At 61.1% G+C, this 21158-nt stretch carries 22 protein-coding genes; 9 read left to right on the forward strand and 13 right to left on the reverse strand.

Annotated features, from left to right (window positions below):
- Positions 1-21: 21 nt before the first annotated feature.
- Together guaB and guaA are read left to right on the forward strand one after the other, a co-directional pair.
- Complete coding sequence (guaB, locus tag Q1W40_RS13285; RefSeq protein WP_300712856.1) at positions 22-1491, forward strand: IMP dehydrogenase; 1470 nt, start codon at positions 22-24, stop codon at positions 1489-1491.
- 71 nt (positions 1492-1562) lie between these two features.
- On the forward strand, positions 1563-3176 hold the full coding sequence (gene guaA, locus Q1W40_RS13290) for a glutamine-hydrolyzing GMP synthase (RefSeq protein WP_300712858.1): 1614 nt from the start codon (positions 1563-1565) through the stop codon (positions 3174-3176).
- Between the two features lie 30 nt (positions 3177-3206).
- Here the strand turns inward: guaA and Q1W40_RS13295 are convergent, their stop codons facing one another.
- Positions 3207-3548 carry a HigA family addiction module antitoxin gene (locus tag Q1W40_RS13295; protein ID WP_300712859.1) on the reverse strand — a complete coding sequence of 114 codons (342 nt, stop codon included), beginning with the start codon at positions 3546-3548 and terminating at the stop codon, positions 3207-3209.
- Positions 3549-3559: 11 nt separating this feature from the next.
- Positions 3560-3838 (reverse strand): type II toxin-antitoxin system RelE/ParE family toxin, encoded by a 279-nt coding sequence (locus tag Q1W40_RS13300; RefSeq protein ID WP_300712860.1) that lies wholly within the window; start codon positions 3836-3838, stop codon positions 3560-3562.
- A gap of 111 nt (positions 3839-3949) precedes the next feature.
- Here Q1W40_RS13300 and Q1W40_RS13305 point away from each other — a divergent pair, with 111 nt between their 5' ends.
- From Q1W40_RS13305 to Q1W40_RS13325, 5 genes are all read left to right on the forward strand, one after another.
- On the forward strand, positions 3950-4606 hold the full coding sequence (locus tag Q1W40_RS13305; RefSeq protein WP_300712958.1) for an FMN-binding negative transcriptional regulator: 657 nt from the start codon (positions 3950-3952) through the stop codon (positions 4604-4606).
- 6 nt (positions 4607-4612) lie between these two features.
- Positions 4613-4963: a hypothetical protein gene (locus Q1W40_RS13310; protein ID WP_300712861.1), complete on the forward strand. Its 351-nt coding sequence runs from the start codon at positions 4613-4615 to the stop codon at positions 4961-4963.
- On the forward strand, positions 4960-6330 hold the full coding sequence (gene tadA / locus Q1W40_RS13315; RefSeq protein ID WP_300712862.1) for a tRNA adenosine(34) deaminase TadA: 1371 nt from the start codon (positions 4960-4962) through the stop codon (positions 6328-6330). The genes Q1W40_RS13310 and tadA overlap by 4 nt, the downstream gene beginning before the upstream one ends.
- Before the next feature lie 68 nt (positions 6331-6398).
- Positions 6399-7310 carry an LD-carboxypeptidase gene (locus Q1W40_RS13320; RefSeq protein ID WP_300712863.1) on the forward strand — a complete coding sequence of 304 codons (912 nt, stop codon included), beginning with the start codon at positions 6399-6401 and terminating at the stop codon, positions 7308-7310.
- 63 nt (positions 7311-7373) lie between these two features.
- Entirely contained in the window at positions 7374-9851 is a 2478-nt protein-coding gene (locus Q1W40_RS13325) for a penicillin acylase family protein (protein WP_300712865.1), read from the forward strand.
- A 17-nt stretch (positions 9852-9868) separates the two neighbouring features.
- Here the strand turns inward: Q1W40_RS13325 and Q1W40_RS13330 are convergent, their stop codons facing one another.
- From Q1W40_RS13330 to mltG, 6 genes are all read right to left on the reverse strand, one after another.
- Positions 9869-10405 (reverse strand): hypothetical protein, encoded by a 537-nt coding sequence (locus tag Q1W40_RS13330; protein WP_300712867.1) that lies wholly within the window; start codon positions 10403-10405, stop codon positions 9869-9871.
- 210 nt (positions 10406-10615) lie between these two features.
- The gene (locus tag Q1W40_RS13335) at positions 10616-11350 is read right to left on the reverse strand and encodes an ankyrin repeat domain-containing protein (RefSeq protein ID WP_300712869.1); all 735 of its coding nucleotides are present in this window, start codon (positions 11348-11350) and stop codon (positions 10616-10618) included.
- A gap of 4 nt (positions 11351-11354) precedes the next feature.
- On the reverse strand, positions 11355-12164 hold the full coding sequence (locus tag Q1W40_RS13340) for a TatD family hydrolase (RefSeq protein ID WP_300712871.1): 810 nt from the start codon (positions 12162-12164) through the stop codon (positions 11355-11357).
- A gap of 3 nt (positions 12165-12167) precedes the next feature.
- Positions 12168-13172 carry a DNA polymerase III subunit delta' gene (locus tag Q1W40_RS13345; protein ID WP_300712873.1) on the reverse strand — a complete coding sequence of 335 codons (1005 nt, stop codon included), beginning with the start codon at positions 13170-13172 and terminating at the stop codon, positions 12168-12170.
- Positions 13169-13810: a dTMP kinase gene (tmk, locus tag Q1W40_RS13350; RefSeq protein ID WP_300712875.1), complete on the reverse strand. Its 642-nt coding sequence runs from the start codon at positions 13808-13810 to the stop codon at positions 13169-13171. Before tmk ends, Q1W40_RS13345 begins: the two co-directional genes overlap by 4 nt.
- Before the next feature lie 54 nt (positions 13811-13864).
- Complete coding sequence (gene mltG, locus Q1W40_RS13355; protein WP_315169069.1) at positions 13865-14866, reverse strand: endolytic transglycosylase MltG; 1002 nt, start codon at positions 14864-14866, stop codon at positions 13865-13867.
- Between the two features lie 131 nt (positions 14867-14997).
- On the opposite strand from mltG, the gene Q1W40_RS13360 reads away from it, so the two are divergent.
- The gene (locus Q1W40_RS13360) at positions 14998-15951 is read left to right on the forward strand and encodes a folate-binding protein (RefSeq protein ID WP_300712877.1); all 954 of its coding nucleotides are present in this window, start codon (positions 14998-15000) and stop codon (positions 15949-15951) included.
- A 78-nt stretch (positions 15952-16029) separates the two neighbouring features.
- On the opposite strand, the gene Q1W40_RS13365 is transcribed toward Q1W40_RS13360, so the two are convergent.
- Both Q1W40_RS13365 and Q1W40_RS13370 read right to left on the reverse strand, forming a co-directional pair.
- On the reverse strand, positions 16030-16887 hold the full coding sequence (locus Q1W40_RS13365; RefSeq protein WP_300712879.1) for a YbgC/FadM family acyl-CoA thioesterase: 858 nt from the start codon (positions 16885-16887) through the stop codon (positions 16030-16032).
- Positions 16888-16891: 4 nt separating this feature from the next.
- Positions 16892-17854: an alpha/beta hydrolase gene (locus Q1W40_RS13370; protein ID WP_300712881.1), complete on the reverse strand. Its 963-nt coding sequence runs from the start codon at positions 17852-17854 to the stop codon at positions 16892-16894.
- Between the two features lie 155 nt (positions 17855-18009).
- Between Q1W40_RS13370 and Q1W40_RS13375 the strand changes: the two genes are divergently transcribed.
- Positions 18010-19146 carry an iron-containing alcohol dehydrogenase gene (locus Q1W40_RS13375; protein ID WP_300712883.1) on the forward strand — a complete coding sequence of 379 codons (1137 nt, stop codon included), beginning with the start codon at positions 18010-18012 and terminating at the stop codon, positions 19144-19146.
- A gap of 16 nt (positions 19147-19162) precedes the next feature.
- On the opposite strand, the gene Q1W40_RS13380 is transcribed toward Q1W40_RS13375, so the two are convergent.
- From Q1W40_RS13380 to Q1W40_RS13390, 3 genes are all read right to left on the reverse strand, one after another.
- Positions 19163-19690 (reverse strand): hypothetical protein, encoded by a 528-nt coding sequence (locus Q1W40_RS13380; protein ID WP_300712885.1) that lies wholly within the window; start codon positions 19688-19690, stop codon positions 19163-19165.
- Positions 19691-19801: 111 nt separating this feature from the next.
- Positions 19802-20188: a TfoX/Sxy family protein gene (locus Q1W40_RS13385; RefSeq protein WP_300712887.1), complete on the reverse strand. Its 387-nt coding sequence runs from the start codon at positions 20186-20188 to the stop codon at positions 19802-19804.
- 14 nt (positions 20189-20202) lie between these two features.
- Positions 20203-21150 carry a rhodanese-related sulfurtransferase gene (locus Q1W40_RS13390; protein WP_300712889.1) on the reverse strand — a complete coding sequence of 316 codons (948 nt, stop codon included), beginning with the start codon at positions 21148-21150 and terminating at the stop codon, positions 20203-20205.
- Positions 21151-21158: the final 8 nt, after the last annotated feature.

Below are 21158 nucleotides of genomic sequence, written 5' to 3' on the forward strand. Positions count from 1 at the left end.
CATTTTTTGGAGCCTTAGCTTATGCGCCTACTCGGTAAAGCCCTTACTTTTGACGACGTTCTCCTCGTCCCTGCCTACTCCCAAGTCCTGCCCAAGGACACGTCGCTGGCGACGCAATTCACACGCAACATCCGCCTGAACCTGCCACTGGTGTCCGCCGCCATGGACACGGTCACCGAAGCACGTTTGGCCATTGCCATCGCGCAAGAAGGCGGCATCGGCATCGTGCACAAAAACCTCACCGCGCAAGAGCAGGCCGCTCAAGTGGCCAAGGTCAAGCGCTACGAATCCGGCGTGCTGCGCGACCCGGTCGTCATCACCCCCGACACCACCGTGCGCCAAGTCATGGCCTTGAGCGATGAGCTGGGTGTGTCCGGTTTCCCGGTCTGCGATGGCCGCCAAGTGGTCGGCATCGTCACGGGCCGCGATCTGCGCTTTGAGACCCGCTACGACCAAAAGGTCAGCGAAATCATGACGCCGCGCGAGCGCCTGGTCACCGTGCCCGAAGGCACCACGCCCGAGCAAGCCAAGCACCTGCTCAACAAACACAAGCTTGAGCGCCTGCTGGTGGTCAACGATGCCTTTGAACTCAAGGGCCTGATCACCGTCAAAGACATCACCAAACAGCTGAACTTCCCCAACGCGGCACGCGACGCCGCAGGCAAGCTGCGCGTGGGCGCTGCCGTGGGCGTGGGCGAGGGCACCGAAGAGCGCGTCGAAGCGCTGGCCCGTGCCGGTGTGGACGCCATCGTGGTGGACACCGCGCACGGCCACAGCAAAGGCGTCATCGACCGTGTGCGCTGGGTCAAACAAAACTACCCGCACATCGAAGTCATCGGCGGCAACATCGCCACCGGCGCAGCGGCATTGGCCCTGGTTGAGGCGGGCGCTGACGGCGTCAAGGTCGGCATTGGCCCCGGCTCCATTTGCACCACCCGCATCGTGGCGGGTGTGGGCGTACCGCAAATCATGGCGGTGGACTCTGTGGCTACGGCCCTCCAAGGCACGGGCGTGCCATTGATCGCTGACGGCGGCATCCGCTATAGCGGCGACATCGCCAAGGCCATCGCCGCAGGCGCAGGCACGGTGATGATGGGCGGCATGTTTGCAGGCACCGAAGAAGCGCCCGGCGAAATCGTTTTGTTCCAGGGCCGCAGCTACAAGAGCTACCGCGGCATGGGCTCGATCGGTGCCATGCAGCAAGGCAGCGCCGACCGCTATTTCCAGGAATCCAGCACTGGCAATCCCAATGCCGACAAGCTGGTGCCCGAAGGCATCGAAGGCCGCGTGCCCTACAAAGGCTCGGTCGTCTCCATCATTTACCAAATGGCCGGCGGCTTGCGTGCCAGCATGGGCTACTGCGGTTGCGCCACGATCGACGACATGCACGCACGTGCCGAGTTCGTCGAAATCACGGCTGCGGGCATCCGCGAAAGCCATGTGCATGATGTGCAGATCACCAAAGAAGCGCCGAACTACCGAGCTGAGTAAAATCTCCAGTTGATCACCAAGGCGTCTGGACACCCAGACGCCTTTTCATTTCTTATAGAACGACGTTTGCCATGCAGCATTCCAAGATCCTGATCCTCGACTTCGGCTCGCAAGTCACCCAGCTCATCGCACGCCGTGTGCGCGAAGCGCATGTCTTTTGCGAAGTCCATCCCTGCGATGTGAGCAGCGACTGGGTGCGTGAGTACGCCAAGGACGGCAACCTCAAGGGCGTGATCTTGTCCGGCTCACACGCCAGCGTGTACGAGGTGGACGACAAAGCGCCCGATGCGGTGTTTGAGCTGGGCGTGCCGGTCTTGGGCATTTGCTACGGCATGCAGACCATGGCCCAGCAGCTGGGTGGCAAGGTGGAGGCGGGCACCACGCGCGAGTTTGGCTACGCCGAAGTCCGCGCCCACGGCCACACCCAACTGCTCAAAGGCATTGAAGACTTCGCCACGGCCGAAGGCCACGGCATGCTCAAGGTCTGGATGAGCCACGGCGACAAAGTCACCCAGCTGCCCGAAGGCTTCAAGGTCATGGCCTCGACCCCGGCTTGCCCCATTGCCGGCATGGCCGATGAGGCCCGCAAGTTCTATGCGGTGCAGTTCCATCCCGAAGTCACGCACACCGTGCAAGGTCAGGCACTGCTCAACCGCTTCGTGCTCGACATTTGCAAAGCCCGCCCTGACTGGATCATGGGCGACTACATCGAAGAGGCTGTGGCCAAAATCCGCGAGCAAGTGGGTGACGAAGAAGTCATCCTCGGCCTGTCGGGCGGTGTGGATTCGTCCGTGGCTGCGGCCCTGATCCACCGCGCCATCGGCGACAAGCTGACCTGCGTGTTTGTGGACCACGGCCTGCTGCGACTGAACGAAGGCGACATGGTGATGGACATGTTTGTGGGCAAGCTGCACGCGCATGTGATTCGCGTGGATGCCAGTGAATTGTTCCTGGGCAAACTGGCTGGCGTGAGCGAGCCCGAAGCCAAACGCAAGATCATTGGCGGCCTGTTTGTGGACGTGTTCAAAGAACAAGCGGCCAAACTCAAGGCAGGCGACGGCGGCCACAAGGGCGCGACCTTCCTGGCCCAAGGCACCATCTACCCCGACGTGATCGAGTCGGGCGGTGCCAAGAGCAAAAAGGCCGTCACCATCAAGAGCCACCACAACGTGGGCGGCTTGCCCGAGCAACTGGGCCTGAAACTGCTGGAGCCCCTGCGCGAACTGTTCAAAGACGAAGTGCGCGAGTTGGGCGTGGCGCTGGGCTTGCCCCGCGAAATGGTCTACCGCCACCCCTTCCCAGGCCCGGGCCTGGGCGTGCGGATTTTGGGCGAAGTCAAAAAAGAATACGCCGACCTGCTGCGCCGTGCGGACGCGATCTTCATCGAAGAGCTGCGCAACTTCACGGGCGATAACGGCAAGACCTGGTACGACCTGACCAGCCAGGCCTTCACCGTCTTCCTGCCGGTGAAAAGCGTGGGCGTGATGGGCGACGGCCGCACTTACGACTATGTGGTCGCCCTGCGCGCCGTGCAAACCAGCGACTTCATGACCGCCGACTGGGCCGAGCTGCCTTATGCGCTGCTCAAGAAAGTGTCGGGGCGCATCATCAATGAGGTGCGGGGGATTAACCGCGTCACTTACGACGTGAGTTCCAAACCACCGGCGACGATTGAGTGGGAATAAAAACAAAGGAACCCGAGGGTGCCTTTGTTGTTAACGGGCCTGCACAGGTTGATATTCCCGAATCCTGTCCAGCGCATCTTGCATCGACATTCGTGCCACGGCCATGTCAAAGTCAGTTTGCAGACCCATCCAGAATTCGGCGCTGTTGCCAAAAAACTTGGCTAGGCGCAGTGCGGTGTCCACGGTAATGGCACGTTTTTCACGCACGATGTCATTGATGCGCGGGGCGGGCACTTGCAGCGCCATGGACAGCGCGTGTGCCGTGAGTTGGTAGGGAATCAAAAACTCTTCGCGCAGCACCTCGCCGGGATGAATCGGCCGCATGCCGTTGGAGGGGACGAGATAAGGCGGGGTGGCTTCTTCAACTTTCATCGCTATTCCTTTCAGTGGTAGTCCACGATTTCGACATCGAACACATGGCCGCTTTCAAAACGGAAGCAAATACGCCACTGGTCATTGATGCGGATGCTGTATTGATCTTTGCGGTTGCCTTTGAGTGCTTCGAGCCGGTTGTTGGGTGGGATTCGCAAGTCATCGAGCCGGGCAGAGCGTTGCAGCATGGCCAGTTTGCGTTCAGCAACCGTGCGGATGTTGACGAATCGTGCAACGGACTGGCCCGAATACAAGGCCCATGTGTCTTTGCAGCGAAACGACTGAATCATGCTGGCTATCGTATAACGTCAGACGTTAAACGTCAACGGGTATTGAGTCTTTCTATGAACGTGTTTTGTGGAGTGCCAATGCGTTCAGTGGTTTGGTACATTCACCCCACCATGTACCTGCCCAAACAGTTCCACAACACCGACCCCGTCATCGCTCAGCGCATCATGCGCGAGCACCCTTTGGCCTGCATCGTATCGGTGGGGGATGACGGGTTTCCGGTACTCAGTCACATTCCAATGCACTGGCAAGCCGTGTCTTTGTGGGGCGAAGACGCACCCGAGCACGGCGTTTTGCTGGGGCACTGCGCGCGGGCGAACCCGCATGCGCAGTTGCTGGCTTCGCAGCCTCACGCTTTGGTGAGCTTCATGGGGCCGCAGGCTTACATGTCGCCCGGCGTTTATGCCGACAAGCAGCGTGTGCCGACCTGGACTTATCTGGCGGTGCAAGCCAAGGTTCAAACGCGGATCATCGACCCGCACACCGACCGGGACCGCCTGCTCAAATGCCTGATCGCGGACCACGAGCCGTCTTATGCCCAGCAGTGGCGCGAACTGCCCGAAAGCTACACCACCGGTATGCTCAACGGCATCGTCGCATTTGAAATGCGCATTGTTGAAATGCACTGCGCGGTCAAGCTCAACCAACACCGCCCCGAAGCGCATGCCGCCATGCACGCGGCATATGCGGCCGGTCCGGCGAATGCCCAAGCACTGGCCCGCTGGATGGAACACATCGGGCTGGTGCCGCCTGCACAGCCCCAAGGATGACGCAGCGTGTTTGAACACTACAGCAAACCGCTGATTCCCAAGGCGGACTACCACCGCCGATTGGTTGGCGCCGCAGGCTTGGCTTTGCTGCTGATTGGCGTTTCATTGGGGGTGGGCATGGTCGGTTATCACGCGATTGAGGGCATGCCCTGGATCGATGCTTACCTGAGCGCCGCCATGATCTTGTCTGGCATGGGTCCGGTGGGCGAACCACTGAGCACTGCGGGCAAATTGTTTGCAGGCACCTACGCGCTGTACAGTGGTTTTGTGGCGCTGATTTGTGTGGGCGTGTTGGGCGCACCCGTGTTGCACCGGTTTTTGCACCGCTTTCACATCGAAGAGGACGTTGACGCATGAACGGCTGGCGCGATGAGCAGGGCATGCGCCTGGCCCTGGAGCAGGCCCACGAAGCCGCTGCAGCGGACGAGGTGCCTGTGGGCGCGGTGGTTGTCAAAGACGGCCAGGTAATTGCCACCGGTCGTAACGCCCCCATTGGCAGCCACGACCCCACCGCGCACGCCGAGGTGATGGCGCTGCGCGAAGCGGCCCGCGTATTGGGCAACTACCGGCTGGATGGCTGCACGCTGTATGTAACGCTGGAGCCTTGCGCCATGTGCAGCGGGGCCATGCTGCATGCCCGGGTTGACCGCGTGGTGTTTGGCGCGGCCGACCCGCGCACCGGGGTGGCGGGTTCCGTGCTCAACCTTTTTGAGCACACGCAGTTGAACCACCAGACCCAAGTCACGGGCGGTGTGCTGGCCGATGAATGCGGTCAGTTGCTCAAAGACTTTTTCAAGCCCCGGCGCATCAACGCCGACCCGGTGCGCGAAGACGCCTTGCGCACGCCAGATGCAGCCTTTGCCGGTTTGCCCGATTACCCCTGGCTGCCCCGCTACGTGAACGACCTGCCCAGCATCGCCGGGCTGCGCATGCACTATCTGGACGAAGGCGATGTGAATGCCCCTTTGACCTGGCTGTGCTTGCATGGCAACCCGGCCTGGAGCTACCTGTACCGCAAGATGATTCCGATTTGGCTGGCGGCGGGGCACCGCGTGGTGGCGCCCGACCTGATCGGCTTTGGCAAGAGCGATAAGCCCAAGAAGGACAGTTTTCACCAGTTTGAAACCCATCGCCAGTCCTTGCTCGATTTGATCGAGCGGCTTGATCTGCCGCGCGTGGTGCTGGTGGTACAGGACTGGGGTGGCATTTTGGGGCTGACTTTGCCGATGGCTGCGCCCGAGCGTTACAAGGGCCTGCTGGTCATGAACACGACATTGGCCACCGGCGAGCAGCCGCTGAGCGACGGCTTTTTGGCTTGGCGCGATTGGTGCCAAAGCCAGCCGCTGTTTGACGTGGGCAAGTTGTTTGCGCGGGGCAACCGCCACATGACGTCTGCCGAGACGGCCGCCTACAACGCGCCATTTCCGGACAAGGGCTACCGCGCCGCACTGCGCGCCTTTCCACCCATGGTGCCGGAGTTCGCCGATTCGCCCGGCGCGGCCATCTCGCGGCAAGCGCGTGACTTTTGGCGCAACGACTGGCAAGGCCAAAGCTTCATGGCCATTGGCCAACAAGACCCGGTGCTGGGCGAGCCGGTGATGCGCCATTTGCAAAGCCAGATCCATGGCTGCCCAGAGCCCATGCTGCTGCCCGATGCGGGGCATTTTGTACAGGAGCAGGGCAGGGCGATTGCCGAAGCGGCTGTGCGACACTTCAGGCCTTGATTCGCTTGCGCACGGCCCTTGCCGAGCACCAAAGCGCAGCGAAGCGTGACCGCAATTGAACAAAGATCATGGCCCATATCTACATTTTTTCCCCCTCCAGCGCGGTGCGCGACAAAGCCGCTTTCCGCCGTGGCGTGAAGCGCCTGCAAGCCCAAGGCCATGAAGTCGAGGTGGACGAAGCGGCGTTGGCCAGCCACATGCGCTTTGCGGGCGACGACGCGACACGCATCGCGGCCATCACGCGAGCAGCCGCCAGCGGGGCCGATGTGGCGCTGATTTCGCGTGGTGGTTACGGCCTCACGCGCATCCTGTCCGCCTTGCCCTACAAACAGATCGCCAAAGCCATCGATGGAGGCACGCAGTTTGTGGGCTTGAGCGATTTCACCGCCGTCAACCAGGCGGTGTATGCCAAGACTGGCCGCATCAGCTGGCAAGGCCCCGCATTGGGCGAAGACTTCGGTCCCGAACAGCAGCCCGACGACATCATGCAAGCCTGCTTTGACGACTTGCTGCTGGAGCAGGGCGAGGGCACCGGCTGGCAACTGCCCAAGCTGGAGGCCGAGCGCCGCGTGTTGGTCAAAGACGCGGCGCTGTGGGGCGGCAACCTGACGGTGCTGACCTCGCTGTTGGGCACACCGTACTTCCCGCAAGTCAAGGGTGGCGTGCTCTTTCTTGAGGACGTGGGAGAGCACCCTTACCGCATCGAGCGCATGCTCACGCAGCTGTTGCATGCGGGCGTGTTGGCTCAGCAAAAAGCGGTGTTGATGGGGCAGTTCACCAATTACAAGCTGGTGCCCGCGCACGACAAAGGCTTCAAGCTGGCCACGGTGGTCGAATGGCTGCGCACCCAGATAAAGGCGCCTGTGCTCACCAGCTTGCCCTTTGGCCATGTCGAAACCAAGGTGCTGCTGCCCGTGGGCGCCAAGGTGGACCTTGTCACCGAAGGGCGTGACGCGCTGATGGTTTGGGGCCATATTTAAAAAAGCATCAAAGCCTGAACAGGCCAGACAAGAGGCGTGCCCAACGCCCAACAGGAGACACCCATGAAATGGATTGGAAGACTCGTTTTGCTGCTGCTGGCCGCCGTGTTGGTGTCAGGCGGCGCATTGGCCGTGCACTTGCTGCGCAGCATGCCGCAACTAGACGGACAGCTCAAACTGGCGGGCTTGAGTGCCCCGGCCAGCATCACCCGCGATGCCGCTGATGTGACGCACATCGAAGGTGCCACCGCCTTGGATACTTGGCGTGCGCTGGGCTTTGTGCATGCGCAAGAACGCGGCTGGCAGCTCGAATTCAACCGCCGCCTGATGCGCGGCGAGTTGTCTGAAATGTTGGGTGCGGCCACGCTGGACACCGACAAACTCATGCGCACGCTGGGCATCATCGGCATGGCCCAAAAACAGTTGAAGGGTTTATCGCCTGCAACACAAGCGGCCCTGCAGGCCTACAGCGAAGGCATTCAAAACGCCTGGGCCAGTGGCGCTGTGCGGCCATCGCCCGAATTCAAGCTGCTCGGCACCGTGGCCGGTGGCCCCAAAGGTCAAGCTTGGTCACCCGAAGACAGCCTGGGCTGGGCGCTGATGATGGCGCTTGATTTGGGGGGCAACTGGGGGCAGGAATTCGCCCGTTTGTCGGCCTCGCAGGTGCTCAACCGTGAGCAGCTGTGGCAACTTTTGCCACCGTACCCGGGCGAAAAACCCGCCACCGCAGTGGATTTGCCCGCCTTGTATGCCGAGTTGGGCGTCTACACCCCCAAGGACAAAAACGCATTGGCCATCGAGCCGGCGCCCACCGCCCTGGCCCAATGGTCAGCCGACTGGGTGCGCGATGTTGGCGTTCTGGAAGGCAAGGGCAGCAACAATTGGGTGGTGCCCGGCAGCCGCACCGTCAGCGGCAAACCCCTGCTGGCCAACGACCCGCACTTGGCTTTGAGTTCGCCCGCCATTTGGTATTTCGCGCACCTCAAAGCGCCTGCGGGCGAGTTGCCCGGTGGACACAAACACCCCGCGCTGGATGTGATCGGGGCCACCTTGCCTGGTTTGCCCTTTGTGGTGCTGGGCCGTACCCAAGGCGTGGCCTGGGGCTTTACCAACACCGGCCCGGATGTTCAGGATTTGTACCTGGAGCAGCTGGACGCAGCCCAACCCGGCCAATACCGCACGCCCACCGGATGGGCTGCATTTGAACAGCGCGCCGAAACCATCCGCATCAAAGGGCAGGGCGATGTGACCCTGCAAGTGCGCAGTACGCGCCACGGGCCGGTCATCAGCGACGTACAAGCTCAGTACGGCAAACTCATCAACAAGCAGCGCTACGCCATCAGCCTGCGCTGGTCGGCTTTGACCGAAGACAACAAAACAGTCGAAGCGGGCATGCTGACCAACTGGGCGCAAACCGTGCCCGAGTTGCAAAAAGCCTTCACCGACAACCATGCGCCCATGCAAAGCGTGGTCATGGCCGACACGTTGGGCGATGTGGCGTTTCAGGCCGTGGGCAAGCTGCCTATTCGCTCACCTCAAAACGACATTCGGGGCGTGGCGCCTGCCCCCGGATGGCTGGCCCAATACGACTGGACCGGCTGGCTGCCCGCCTCGGAAAACCCCACAGTCGATCGCCCAACCATCGAATCCAAAGGCTGGCACGCCACCGCCAACCAAAACGTCCTGCCTCCGGGCTATGCACATTTTGTGGGCGGCGACTGGACCACGCCTGAACGCTTTGACCGCATCGAACAACTGCTGGCCGCCAGCCCTCAACACAGCCGGGAAAGCCTGCAAGCCATACAAAACGACGTCATGTCGCTGGGTGCGAAAGCCCTGCTGCCGGTGGTTCTGACCGCCAAAGCTCAACACCCGCTGGGCGATCAAGCCCTGAAAATGCTGGCCACTTTTGACGGGCAAATGACAGCAGACAGCGCTGCTGCGCTGGTGTTCAACGTCTGGGCCGACGAGTTGACACGCGGTTTGCTGGTGCCGCATCTGGGGGCCGAGCGTTTTCAGGCGCTGTATGGCAAACGCCATTTCCGTGCGGCGGTGGAAGGCATTGTGAAACGCTCGGACGCTTTTTGGTGCGGCGCTGCAGGCTGCCCGGTGCAAGTGTCTGCTGCGCTCGATCGTGCTTTGACCCGCATTGCCCCCCAACATGGCAAGGACATGCGCACCTGGCGATGGGGTGCTTGGCACCCGGCCATCAGCAGCCACAAACCCTTTGGCAAAGTGCCTTATTTGAACGCCGTGTTTGATGTGCGCACTGAGAGTGCAGGGGACTTGTTCACGGTGAATGTGGGCCAATACTGGGCCAACGACCCCAAAGAACTCTTTGCCAACCGCCATGCGGCGTCGATGCGGGCGGTCTACGACCTGGCCGAACCCGAGCAATCGGTGTTCATTTACCAAACGGGTCAATCAGGCCATGCCTTTGACCCGCGCAGCCGAGACATGGCCAAAGCTTGGGCCTCGGGGCATTACAGGTCCTTGAAATCCCAAAGCAAACCCCAACACACCCTGATATTGACCCCTTGAGCTTGGCCGCAGATGGCTCATCGAACCAGGTCCTCGATGGCATCGACCACCATGTTGGTGCCCACAGCCAAGAGCAAGATGTCGGAGGCGACCCTGACGTAGCGGTAGCCCGAGGGCGGTACACCCAAGGTCAGCACCACGCTGCGGGGCACTTCGTAATAGACCAAGCCTGCAGGCAAGGGATGGCCGCGCTGCCACTTTCGGGCTTGTCCAGGCGGCATGCAACTGCCCCCTTTTTTGGCGAGCCCAGGCGGGCAATAGCCTCTGTTTTCGGGGCGCCCGTAATACTCCTGGGCCGCTTCGCGGTGGTGCGACTGAAAATAGGAACCGATCTGAACGGGTCCGTTGTAAGAGGGCGGGTGCCTGCCTTCACGGTAAGGCATGTCGCGACCTGCTTGACGATCTTCCCGCTGCTGCTGTTGGCCTTGGTGCGTTTGAGGCTTGTGAGGTTTGTCGCGTTTGTCGTGGCCCGGTTGGGCATTGGCGGGCTCCAGCATCCAGCACGCTTGCGTCACAGCCAGCAAAGCCGAAATGATCGCAGATGTGTTTTTCATGGCGTTTTCCTTCTGAGACGGTTTCTGTGTACTCAGCACAGTTGTCGATCGTCAGCTCAGAAGATAGCTTTTCAAACCAGAATGGACGGTGCGTTGGCGCTCATTCATGCTTCATTGGATTCATCTTTGAATGCATATCTGAATGACTTAACATAATATACATCGTACGAACTTGTTGATAGAAGGAGTGTGACACTCCAAGACAGTCCCTTATTCGACGCGAAGAACCCCAGTGCCCTTGTCACCAGAACGAATTTCAAGCAAGCCGTTATCAGATGGCACAGGCAAAGGCGCCTTGCGAGTACGTGGCAAAGTTTGAAGCAGTTGGATAGCGTCTTTGCGGCTGGCTTGCTTGGCGAAATCCAATGCGGTCATGCCAAGCTGGTTTTTCAAAGAAAGATCAGCACCTTCCTCAATCAACAATTTGACCACCTCGGGTGTGCCGTACATCGCGGCCATCATCAAGGGCGTGGTGGCATTGGGCGATTCAGCGTCGATGTAAGCGCTGTGCTCCAACAGCAATTTGGCAATGCCCACCTGTCCCGAACTGGCTGCGTAATGCAAAGGCGTCCAGCCAGACTTGTTCACATCTGCATCGCGCCAGATCAACAATTCAACCAATGCTTTTTCGCCCCGTAAAGCAGCCAGCATCAAGGGGCTCTCATCCTTGTCGTTGCGCAGCTCAACTTGGGTTTTTTCTGCACGGATCAAGACTTCGGCCGATTTGGGCGCTGGTACTTGCAACGCAAAAAGCAAAGCGGGACGGCCTTTTTCATCGTGTGTATTGGGGTCAAACCCGCGGCTCAGCAAACGCTCAATACCCTTGTCATCGTCCACCATCAGGGCTCTGAAGAAATCCTCATAAGAGCCCGCAAATGAAGTATGTAAAAATGAAAAAAAACCAATAAAAACAAGGATATATTTGACTTTTTTAAAGTTAGACATAGCTTTAAGTTGCTGATATTTTAGAGAACAACTGATTGAAATTGAAGCTGGTCAATTCACCGATCGCCTCGGCGGTAGATCCTCGCAGCTCGGCCAATTGCTTGGCAACAAAGGGCACGTAGGACGGGTTGTTGGTCTTGCCCCGGTAAGGCACCGGTGCCAAATAAGGGCTGTCGGTCTCGATCAGCAAACGGTCATCGGGCACGAACTTGGCCACCTCTCGCAGATCGGCGGCGGTCTTGAAAGTCAGTATCCCGGAAAACGAGATGTAAAAGCCCAGATCCAAGGCCGCCCGCGCCACCTGCTGGCTTTCGGTGAAGCAGTGAAACACCCCTCCCGCGCAAGCGGCACCGCCGGTTTCGCCCTCTTCTTTCAATATCGCGATGGTGTCGTCAGAAGCCTGCCGGGTATGGATCACCAACGGCAATTGTGTCTGCCTTGCGGCACGGATGTGGGTGCGAAATCGCTCACGCTGCCATTCCATGTCGGCCACGGTTCGCCCACCCTTGCGTTCTTCCATCTGGTAATAATCCAGGCCCGTCTCGCCAATGGCCACCACTTTGGGTCGCGCTGCGCCGTCCAGCAGGTCTTGCAAGCTGGGTTCGCGCACGCCTTCGTTGTCGGGGTGCACGCCCACCGTCGCCCACATGTTGTCGTGGGCCATGGCCAGGCCATGAACACTGTCAAAGTCTTCCAGTGTGGTGCAAATGCACAGAGCACGGGTGACCTTGGCGGCCAGCATGGCATGCTGGATGGTGTCCAGCTGGCTCATCAGTTCAGGAAAATTCAGATGGCAATGGGAGTCGGTGTACATGGATCAGCCCTGCGTGCGCAGGGTTTGTTGGGCATCGGCGGTCAAAGCTTCCAGCATCAGACCGGCATTGAAGGGGTGTTCTGCACTGCGTGCCGACAGCATCAGGCGTTTGAACCAGTCGGTCAGAACCGTCACCGATGCCTGGCTGGTGGGCAGTTGACTGACCTCAAAAAACCTCGGATCTGCACCGGCTTGGCGCAAAACCAGGTCATGGCAAAGCTTCTGCAGGGCGTCGATGGCTTGGGCCGGACTCAAATCGGCCAGATGACGGGCATCGCCTTGCAGCATGGCCTTGGGCAAAGCGGCCCACCAGTCAGGTGACAAGCCACTTTCGGCCTGCCGCAAAACATCGGTTGGGCGTCCGCCTGCGCTGCGCAACAGGGCTTGCGCCACCGCATCGGGCACACCCTGTGCCTTGAGCCAGGTCATGGCTTCATCGGCTTGAGGCCACTTCATGGTGTGGGCCAAGCAACGACTGCGTATGGTGGGCAGCAGCAAATGGCTGGCCTCGGTGGCCAGCACAAAGCGCACATCGCCGGGCGGCTCTTCGAGTGTCTTGAGCAAAGCGTTGGCTGTCACGGTGTTCATGCGCTCGGCCGGGAAGACCAGCACCGCCTTGCCGCGACCACGGGCATCGGTGCGCTGCGAAAACTCCACCGCATCGCGCATGGCTTCCACCCGGATTTCCTTGCTGGGCTTGCGCTTTTTGTCGTCGATCTCGGCTTGCGCCTTTTCAGACAGTGGCCAGCCCAGCTCCATCATTTGGGTTTCGGGCATCAGCACGGCCAGGTCGGCATGGGTGCGCACGGCAATGGCATGACAGCTGGGGCATTCGCCACAAGCGCCCTGCTCGGTCGGTTTTTCGCACAACCAGGCCGATGCCAGGGCCAGCGCCAGTTCGTACTGCCCCAAACCCGAAGGCCCTTGCAGCAACCACGCGTGGCCACGCTGGGTCAGCAATTCGGTGGTCTGGCGGGTGATCCAAGGGGCATTCAAGACAACGCTCATGCATGGCCCCTTTCTAAGAAAGCTTGCACGGCCCGCGCCACATCGGCCCCCACTGCCTCGCGGGTCTGCGCGGCATCAATGCGGGCAAAACGCTCGGGCATATCGGTTTGACGGCGGGCATAACCGGCACGCACCGCCGCAAAAAAGGCCGTCGGTTGGGATTCAAATTTGTCGGGCACGCGGGCCGAGGCCAGTCGCTCGGCCGCAATCTGTGGGTCCAGGTCGAACCAGACCGTGAGTTCGGGTTGGCACAGAAGGCCTTCAGGCGTGGCTTGCACCATGCGCTCCAGCTGAAGGAGCACTTGCCAGTCAAAACCACGGCCACCGCCTTGGTAGGCAAAGGTGGCGTCGGTGAATCGGTCACACAGCACCACATCGCCACGGGCCAGCGCTGGCTCGATGACCTGCACCAGGTGCTCGCGCCTGGCGGCGAACATCAACAGCGCCTCGGTCAGCGCATCCATGGGCTCGTGCAGCACCAGTTCGCGCAACTTTTCGGACAAGGCGGTGCCACCGGGCTCACGGGTCAACACCACCGCCCTGCCCGCTTGACGAAAAAGCGCAGCCACGCGCTCGATGTGGGTGGATTTGCCCGCACCATCGATGCCTTCAAAACTGATGAATGTGCCGCGTGTCATAGAGGTGTGAAGTGAATCGTCGATTGTCGCCTAAGCCAAGCGCGTGCCATCCCGTCAGCGCCCCCGCTGGAAGCGATTGACCGCACGGTTGTGCTCGTCCAAGGTGGCACTGAAGTGGCTGCTGCCATCGCCTTTGGCCACAAAATACACGGCACGCGTGTCGGCCGGTTGCACAGCAGCCAGCATGGCCGACTTGCCGGGCATGGCGATCGGCGTGGGGGGCAAGCCCCCGCGGGTGTAGGTGTTGTAATGCGTGTCGGTGCGCAAATCGCTGCGGCGCAAATTGCCGTCAAAAGCAGCGCCCAATCCATAAATCACCGTCGGGTCGGTCTGCAACAGCATGCCGATGCGCAGGCGGTTGTTGAACACCCCTGAAATCTGAGGGCGGTCAGAGGCTCTGCCGGTTTCCTTTTCTACAATGCTTGCCAAAATCAGCGCTTCTTCGGGCGACTTGACTGCGGCCAGGGCCGAGCGGGCTTGCCAAGCCTTGTCCAGCTGTTTGTCCATGGCTTTCATGGCGCGTTTGAGGACCGCCAGATCGCTGGAACCCTTGGCGTAGCTGTAGGTGTCCGGAAAAAACCGGCCTTCGGGATGCACGCCAGGGCGCCCCAATTGCACCATCAAGGCCTCATCGTCCAAGGCTTGGCTGTCGGGTTTGAGCTGGTCGGCTCGGGCCAGCGCCTGGCGCAGCTGGCGGATGTTCCAGCCTTCCACCAGCGTGAGGGTGCGCAGGCTTTCTTCGCCGCGAACCAGCATGGACAACAGCCGCACGGGCGTGGTCTGCGCGTTGAACTCGTAGCTGCCGGCCCGGATTTGGCGCGATTGGCCCGACAAGCGGAACCAAGCGTACAAAGCCAGAGGCGGCACATCGGCCCCGGCATCCACCGCCATTTGGGCAATCGCTTTGGGCGAGGTCCCGGGTTCAATCGACAAATCCAGTGCTTCCATCCCGCCCATGCGGGACCCCATCGGCTGTTGGAGCCAGTGGTAGGCCCCGGCGGCCAAAGCCCCGGCCAGCAAAAGCAACACCACCACACCCTTGAACAAACTTTTGATCACCCGAGGCCTTTTGCAAAATACCGTGAAAAATAGCCGTGTCGGCCCCGTCAAAACGAGGCTTGATCATAATTCAGGGCTTACCCTGCACCCTCGCCCCTGACCTTGGGCTCCATTTGTCAAAGCGCACCATGTCCACCCAGACCTTTTCTCCAGCAGATCCCCGCTTGCTCAACGGCTTGGCCGCTCTGCCCCATTGGGGCGTGATTCAGGCCCAGGGCGAAGATGCCGCCAACTTCTTGCACAACCAATTGACCAACGATGTGCTGCTCTTGCCCGTGGGCCAGGCCCGTCTGGCGGCTTTTTGCTCGGCCAAAGGACGCATGCAGGCCAGTTTTGTGGTGATCAAAACAGCCCCCGATACGGTGCTGCTGGTCATGAGCCAGGATTTGCTGGCCCAGACGCTCAAGCGCCTGTCCATGTTCGTTCTGCGTGCCAAGGTCAAGCTCAGCGATGCCAGTGAGCAATGGCAGTTGCGTGGTTTGCTGGGCGACAGCGCTCGTGCCTTGCTCGGCGATGCCTCACCCTGGCACACCGCATCGGCCGATGCGGCCCACGCGGTCGCGCTCTACCCGGCCGTCGTGGCTGACGTTCAAGTGCCCCGCGCTCTTTGGCTGGCGCCGCCAACTCAGGCCTTGCCCCAAGCCCCTGAAGTTTCGACTGCGATCTGGTCATGGTCCGAAGTCATGAGCGGTGTGCCCCTGCTCAGCCAGCCCTTGTTCGAGGCCTTCGTGCCCCAAATGCTCAATTACGAATCGGTGGGCGGCGTGAACTTCAAAAAAGGCTGCTACCCCGGTCAGGAAGTCGTGGCCCGCAGCCAGTTTCGCGGCACATTGAAGCGCCGCATGGCGCTGGTGCACAGCCCTGTGGCGTTGACGGCTGGGCAAGAGGTGTTCACCCCCACCAATCCCGAGCAGCCTTGCGCCACCGTGGTGCTGACCGCGGCCAGGCCCGATGGTCAAGGCTTTGATGCGCTGGTCAGCGGTACGCTGGAGAGCCAACAGACTGGCTGGCGAGTGGGCAGTGTCGACGGCGCTGTTCTGGCGCTGCTGCCTTTGCCCTACGCTTTGCTTGAAGACATCTGAGCGGAGGCCCACAGAAGCACAGCCCTTGGCGCCCATGTCGTCGCTTTGCGTGCGCCAATCCCGCCTCAGGCGCCGGGCCTACAGCGTGCGCACCATCTCGATGTGCGCAATGCCCGCCTCTTCAAAAATGGCCCCGTGCGGCTCGAAACCCGAACGTTTGTAAAAGCCTTCGGCACTGCATTGGGCATGCAGCACCATTTGCGTGTCGCCTCGCGCTTTGGCCGCGTCCATCAGTGCGTTCAAGATGCGCCGGCCCAAATCGCTGCCGCGCATCTGCTTTTTGACGGCCATGCGGCCAATGCGGGCCACGCCCGGGGCGTGTTGGAGCAAGCGGCCCGTGGCCAGCACCATGCCCATGCGGTTGATGGCCACGCAGTGCAAAGCGGTTTCGTCGTCGTGGTCCCACTCCATGTCGGCGGGCACTTTTTGTTCATCCACGAACACTTCGGTGCGCAGCGGTGCGGCCAGCTTCTGGAAGTCGTGCCAAGAGCCCAGGTGCAGCTGCACCATGTCTTCGCCGCGCTCAAATCCTTCCAGCATTTCACGCAGCTGGGGCGGGATGGGCTGGCTCTTTTTGGCCACCGGGTCAGCGTAGACATAGACCAACTCGCTGGTGATCAGCAGTTCGTCGCCGCGGAAGATCGCTCCGGCGAAGGTCATGGACGAGTTGCCGATGCGGTCGCAGCGCATGCACACATCCATGTAGTCGTCCATCTCGGCGCTGGCGTGGTACTCAACGCTGGCTTTTTTGACATACAGGTCGCCGCCGAGCTGGTGCATGGTGTCGGCGTAAGGCATGGCCAGATTGCGCCAGTAGTCGGTCACGGCGGTGTCGAAGTACATGAGGTAGTGACCGTTGAAGACGATCTTTTGCATGTCCACCTCGACCCAGCGCACGCGCATGCGGTGAGAAAAACGGAAGTCCTGGCGTTTCATGGGTTCAACTTTCAAAAGCGTGTTTCAAAGCCCGGCCCGCATCGGCGTGGGCCTTCAGGGCATCAGGGATGGCGCGGCCCATGGTGATGAAGCCATGGATCACGCCCCGGTAAATTTCCAGATCGACCGGCACGCCCGCCATGCGCAGCGTGTCGGCGTAGCGCACGCCTTCGTCCACCAATGGGTCGCATTCGGCCAGGCCCATCCAGGCCGGGGCCAGGCCAGAGTGATCGGGGGCGTTGCCGGGGGCAAAACGCCAGTCGTCACGGTCGGCTTGGTCGATGTAGCCGTCAAAAAACCAGGCGATGGTGTCTTTGTCGAGCATGAAGCCTTCGCCAAAGCTGTGGTGCGAGGCCGTGTCTTGCTTGGAGCCGCAGCCGGGGTAAAACAGCAGCTGCAAGGCGAGCTTCAGACCGGCATCGCGGGCCATCAGGGCGCACACGGCAGACAAAGTGCCGCCTGCGCTGTCGCCGCCAATGGCCAGGCGCGTGGAGTCCAGGCCCAAGGTGTGGCCCTGCTGGTGCAGCCAGTTCAGCGCGTCCCAAGCGTCGTGCACGGCTGTCGGAAAGCGGTGCTCGGGGGCCAGCCGGTAGTCCAGCGACACCACAGCGCAGTGGCCCTGGCGGCTCAGTTGGCGGCACAGCACATCGTGGGTGGTGAGGCCGCCCACGGTGAAACCGCCGCCGTGCAGGTAGAGCAACACCGGCAAAGCGCTGTCGCTGTGGGGGGCGTACAGGCGCGCGGGCATGGGGTGGCCATCGCGTGCGGGGATGGTGATGTCCTGCACCCGGTCCACATGGGGTGCAGGCTGCAGGTCCAGGATGGGGCCGCCGATGTCGTAAAACGCGCGGGCTTGCTCTGCCGTCATGGCGTGCATGGGCGGTCGTCCTGCCTTCTGCACACGGTCGATCAGCGTGCGCGTGGCCGGGTTCAACAGGGATCTGGGGTTGCTGTGGTGGCTGCTCATGAAAACTGGAGTTGGTGGGGTTCGGGTGTTGCCAACGTGACGGCTGGGGCCTTGCACCGGGTGGACAAAGCCGGTTCCTGAATCAAAATGAACGCAAATCGTACAACGCCCCGCAGCAGGGGTCTGTCACCTGCACACATCCTGGAGAACTTTGCATGTCATTCATCAATTACGTCACCCAAATCCAGATCGACTTTGGCGCGATCAGCTTGCTCAAGGCCGAATGCGAACGCGTGGGCATCACCCGACCCTTGATCGTGACCGATGCGGGCGTCAAGGCCGTGGGCATCCTGGACAAGGCCCTTGCCGCCCTGCCCGGCCTGCAGGTCAGCGTGTTCGACCAGACACCGTCCAACCCGACCGAGGCCGCTGTGCGCGCCGCTGCCGCCGTCTACAAACAAAACAACTGCGACGGTCTGATCGCGCTGGGCGGCGGCTCGTCCATCGACTGCGCCAAGGGCGTGGCCATTGCCGCCACACACGAAGGCCCGCTCAAGACCTACGCCACCATCGAAGGCGGCTCGCTCAAGATCACAGACCGGGTGGCGCCCTTGATTGCCGTACCCACCACCGCAGGCACGGGCTCCGAAGTGGCTCGGGGGGCCATCTTGATCGTGGATGACGGCCGCAAACTGGGTTTTCACAGCTGGTTCATCGTGCCCCGTGCCGCCATTTGCGACCCCGAACTCACGCTGGGCTTGCCGCCCATGCTGACGGCCGCCACGGGCATGGACGCGGTGGCGCACTGCATGGAAACCTTCATGGCCGCGCCCTTCAACCCGCCTGCCGACGGCATTGCGCTCGACGGCCTGCAACGCGCCTGGGCGCACATCGAACGCGCCACCACCAACGGCCAAGACCGCGAAGCCCGTCTGAACATGATGAGCGCCAGCATGCAAGGCGCCATGGCCTTTCAAAAGGGTTTGGGCTGCGTGCATTCCTTGAGCCACAGCCTGGGTGGCGTGAACCCGCGCCTGCACCACGGCACTTTGAACGCCATGTTTTTGCCTGCGGTGGTGACCTTCAACGCTGCCGCTGAAACCGTGCAAAAAGACAAGCGCCTGGCCCGAATGGCGCAGGCCATGGGCTTGCAAAGCGGCTCGGACATCCCCGACGCCATCAAAGACATGAACGCCCGCCTGGGCCTGCCCACCGGGCTGGGGGCGATGGGTGTGACCGAAAGCCTGTTCGATCAGGTCATCACCGGTGCGCTGGCCGACCACTGCCACAAGACCAACCCGCGCATCGCCAGCGCCGAGGAATACCGGGACATGCTGCAAACGAGCTTGTGATGGCCAGCTGAAGCGATCAAATTTTGCCCAGAGGGCTGTCGATCAGCGCGTCATGGGTGAATTTGACTTGCCCCTTGATGGACAGCACATACATGTCTTTGACGCGGACGACTTCGATCTGCTCGGCCGAATTGCGCAGCACGGTGGGACGGATGTCGCCTTCGGGCGTTTTGACCACTTCCAGCGGCAGAGGCTTGGGTGATTGAGGCAAAAACAGTTCGGCTTTCTGAGCTTGGGTGGTATCGGGGCCCAGCACGACAAAGGCTTTGAGCGTTTGATCCGGGTTGTCCACATAGGGGTCAAAAGACAAGGCCTCTTCAAACAAACGCATGCAGCGCTGCTGCGCATCGGACCACACATAGCCTGCCGAGCCCTTGCAGCCGTGTGCGTCGGCATCGGCCCCGACCACAGGCGTTTGCTGGGGGCGTGGTCCCGCTGAAGTCGGTTCACAGGCACTCATACCGAGCAAGGCCAGGGCAGTGGCCAGATAAGCAGTGGCTTGCCGCCAAGGGGCGGCACTAAAAACATGGGGCAAATCATTCAAGGCATCACCTGTGCGCGGGGGCAGAACATGGGCCGCTATTTTTGCGGCCAAAGCGCTGCACTCACGCACTGGGCCGTAGGCAGTTGTGAGCAGACGTTAATGCTTTGGGTCTCAGGCGCGACGGCTGCGCTGGCGTGCCTTGGCACGCTCGGCTTGCTGCATTTTGGCAGCTTGGGCACGCAAAGCGGCATCCCATGATCGCCTGGCCCACTGCGCAGCCAGCTCGCGTTCATCGAGCATGGCTTCGGGGCCCTGGTGGTAGGACAGCTGAACCGCTTTGCCCTTCATGTTGTAGATGAATGGCCCCAGGCCCTCGGCCTCAAAAAAAGCCAGGTTTTCCGCGTCGCTCTTGAGGTACAGCTGGTTGTCGATCACCAGGCCAAACATCAAACCATCGTGGTAAATGCCGTAGCCGCCAAACATGCGCTTGGCCTGGATCGGACCGAAAGACTCGAAGACCTCGTGCAGAAACTCGATGAACTCCTTGGAGCTGGCCATGCCTGACGCCTGTGTCAGTCGTGCGCGGGCATCTTGGCCCCCACATGCACCCCGCCCCGCGCCTCGGCCAATTCCACTTGGCGCTGGCGTTCGGCCAATTTTTCTTTTTGCTCAGGGGTGCGCTGGTCGTGACAGTGTGCGCAGCTCACGCCCAACACGTAATGCGGTGACTGCTTGTCTTGCGCGCTCAATGGCCAGCGGCAAGAGCGGCACAGCTCGTGGTGGCCGACACCCAAGCCATGGCCCACGCTCACGCGTTCGTCGAACACAAAGCAATCGCCTTCCCAGGTGCTTTGCTCGGGCGGGATTTCTTCGAGGTATTTGAGGATGCCGCCTTCGAGGTGGTAGACCTCTTCAAAGCCGCGCATTTTCATGAGCGCGGTGGATTTTTCGCAGCGGATGCCACCGGTGCAGAACATGGCCACTTTGGTCTTTTTGGCGGCTTCGCCTTGCAGGTTTTCCTGCGCGTCCAGCCAGGCGGGTAGCTGCACAAAGGTCTTGATGTTCGGGTTGACCGCGCCCTTGAAGGTGCCAATGGCCACCTCGTAGTCGTTGCGCGTGTCGATGACCACCACGTTCGGGTCGGCCAGCAAGGCGTTCCAGTCGGCGGGTTTGACGTACTGGCCCACAGTTTTGTTCGGGTCCAACTCGGGCACGCGCAAGGTGACGATCTCTTTTTTGAGCTTGACCTTCATGCGAGTGAACGGGGGCTTGGGGCTCCAGGATTCTTTGTGTTGCAACGTGGCCAGGCGCGGGTCGGCGTGCAAAAAAGCCAGCACGGCACGGATGCCAGCCTCAGGGCCGGCAATCGTGCCGTTGATGCCTTCGTGGGCCAACAGCAGCGTGCCCTTCACATCGTTGGCCTCGCAACAGGCTTGCAAAGGCGCTTGCAAGTCGACGAAGTCGGGCAGGTCGACGAATTTGTAGAGGGCGGCGGTGAGGTACGGGGTCGCGGAATTCATGAAGGGAT

This window comes from Limnohabitans sp., assembly GCF_030158565.1.
Lineage (GTDB): Bacteria > Pseudomonadota > Gammaproteobacteria > Burkholderiales > Burkholderiaceae_C > Limnohabitans_A.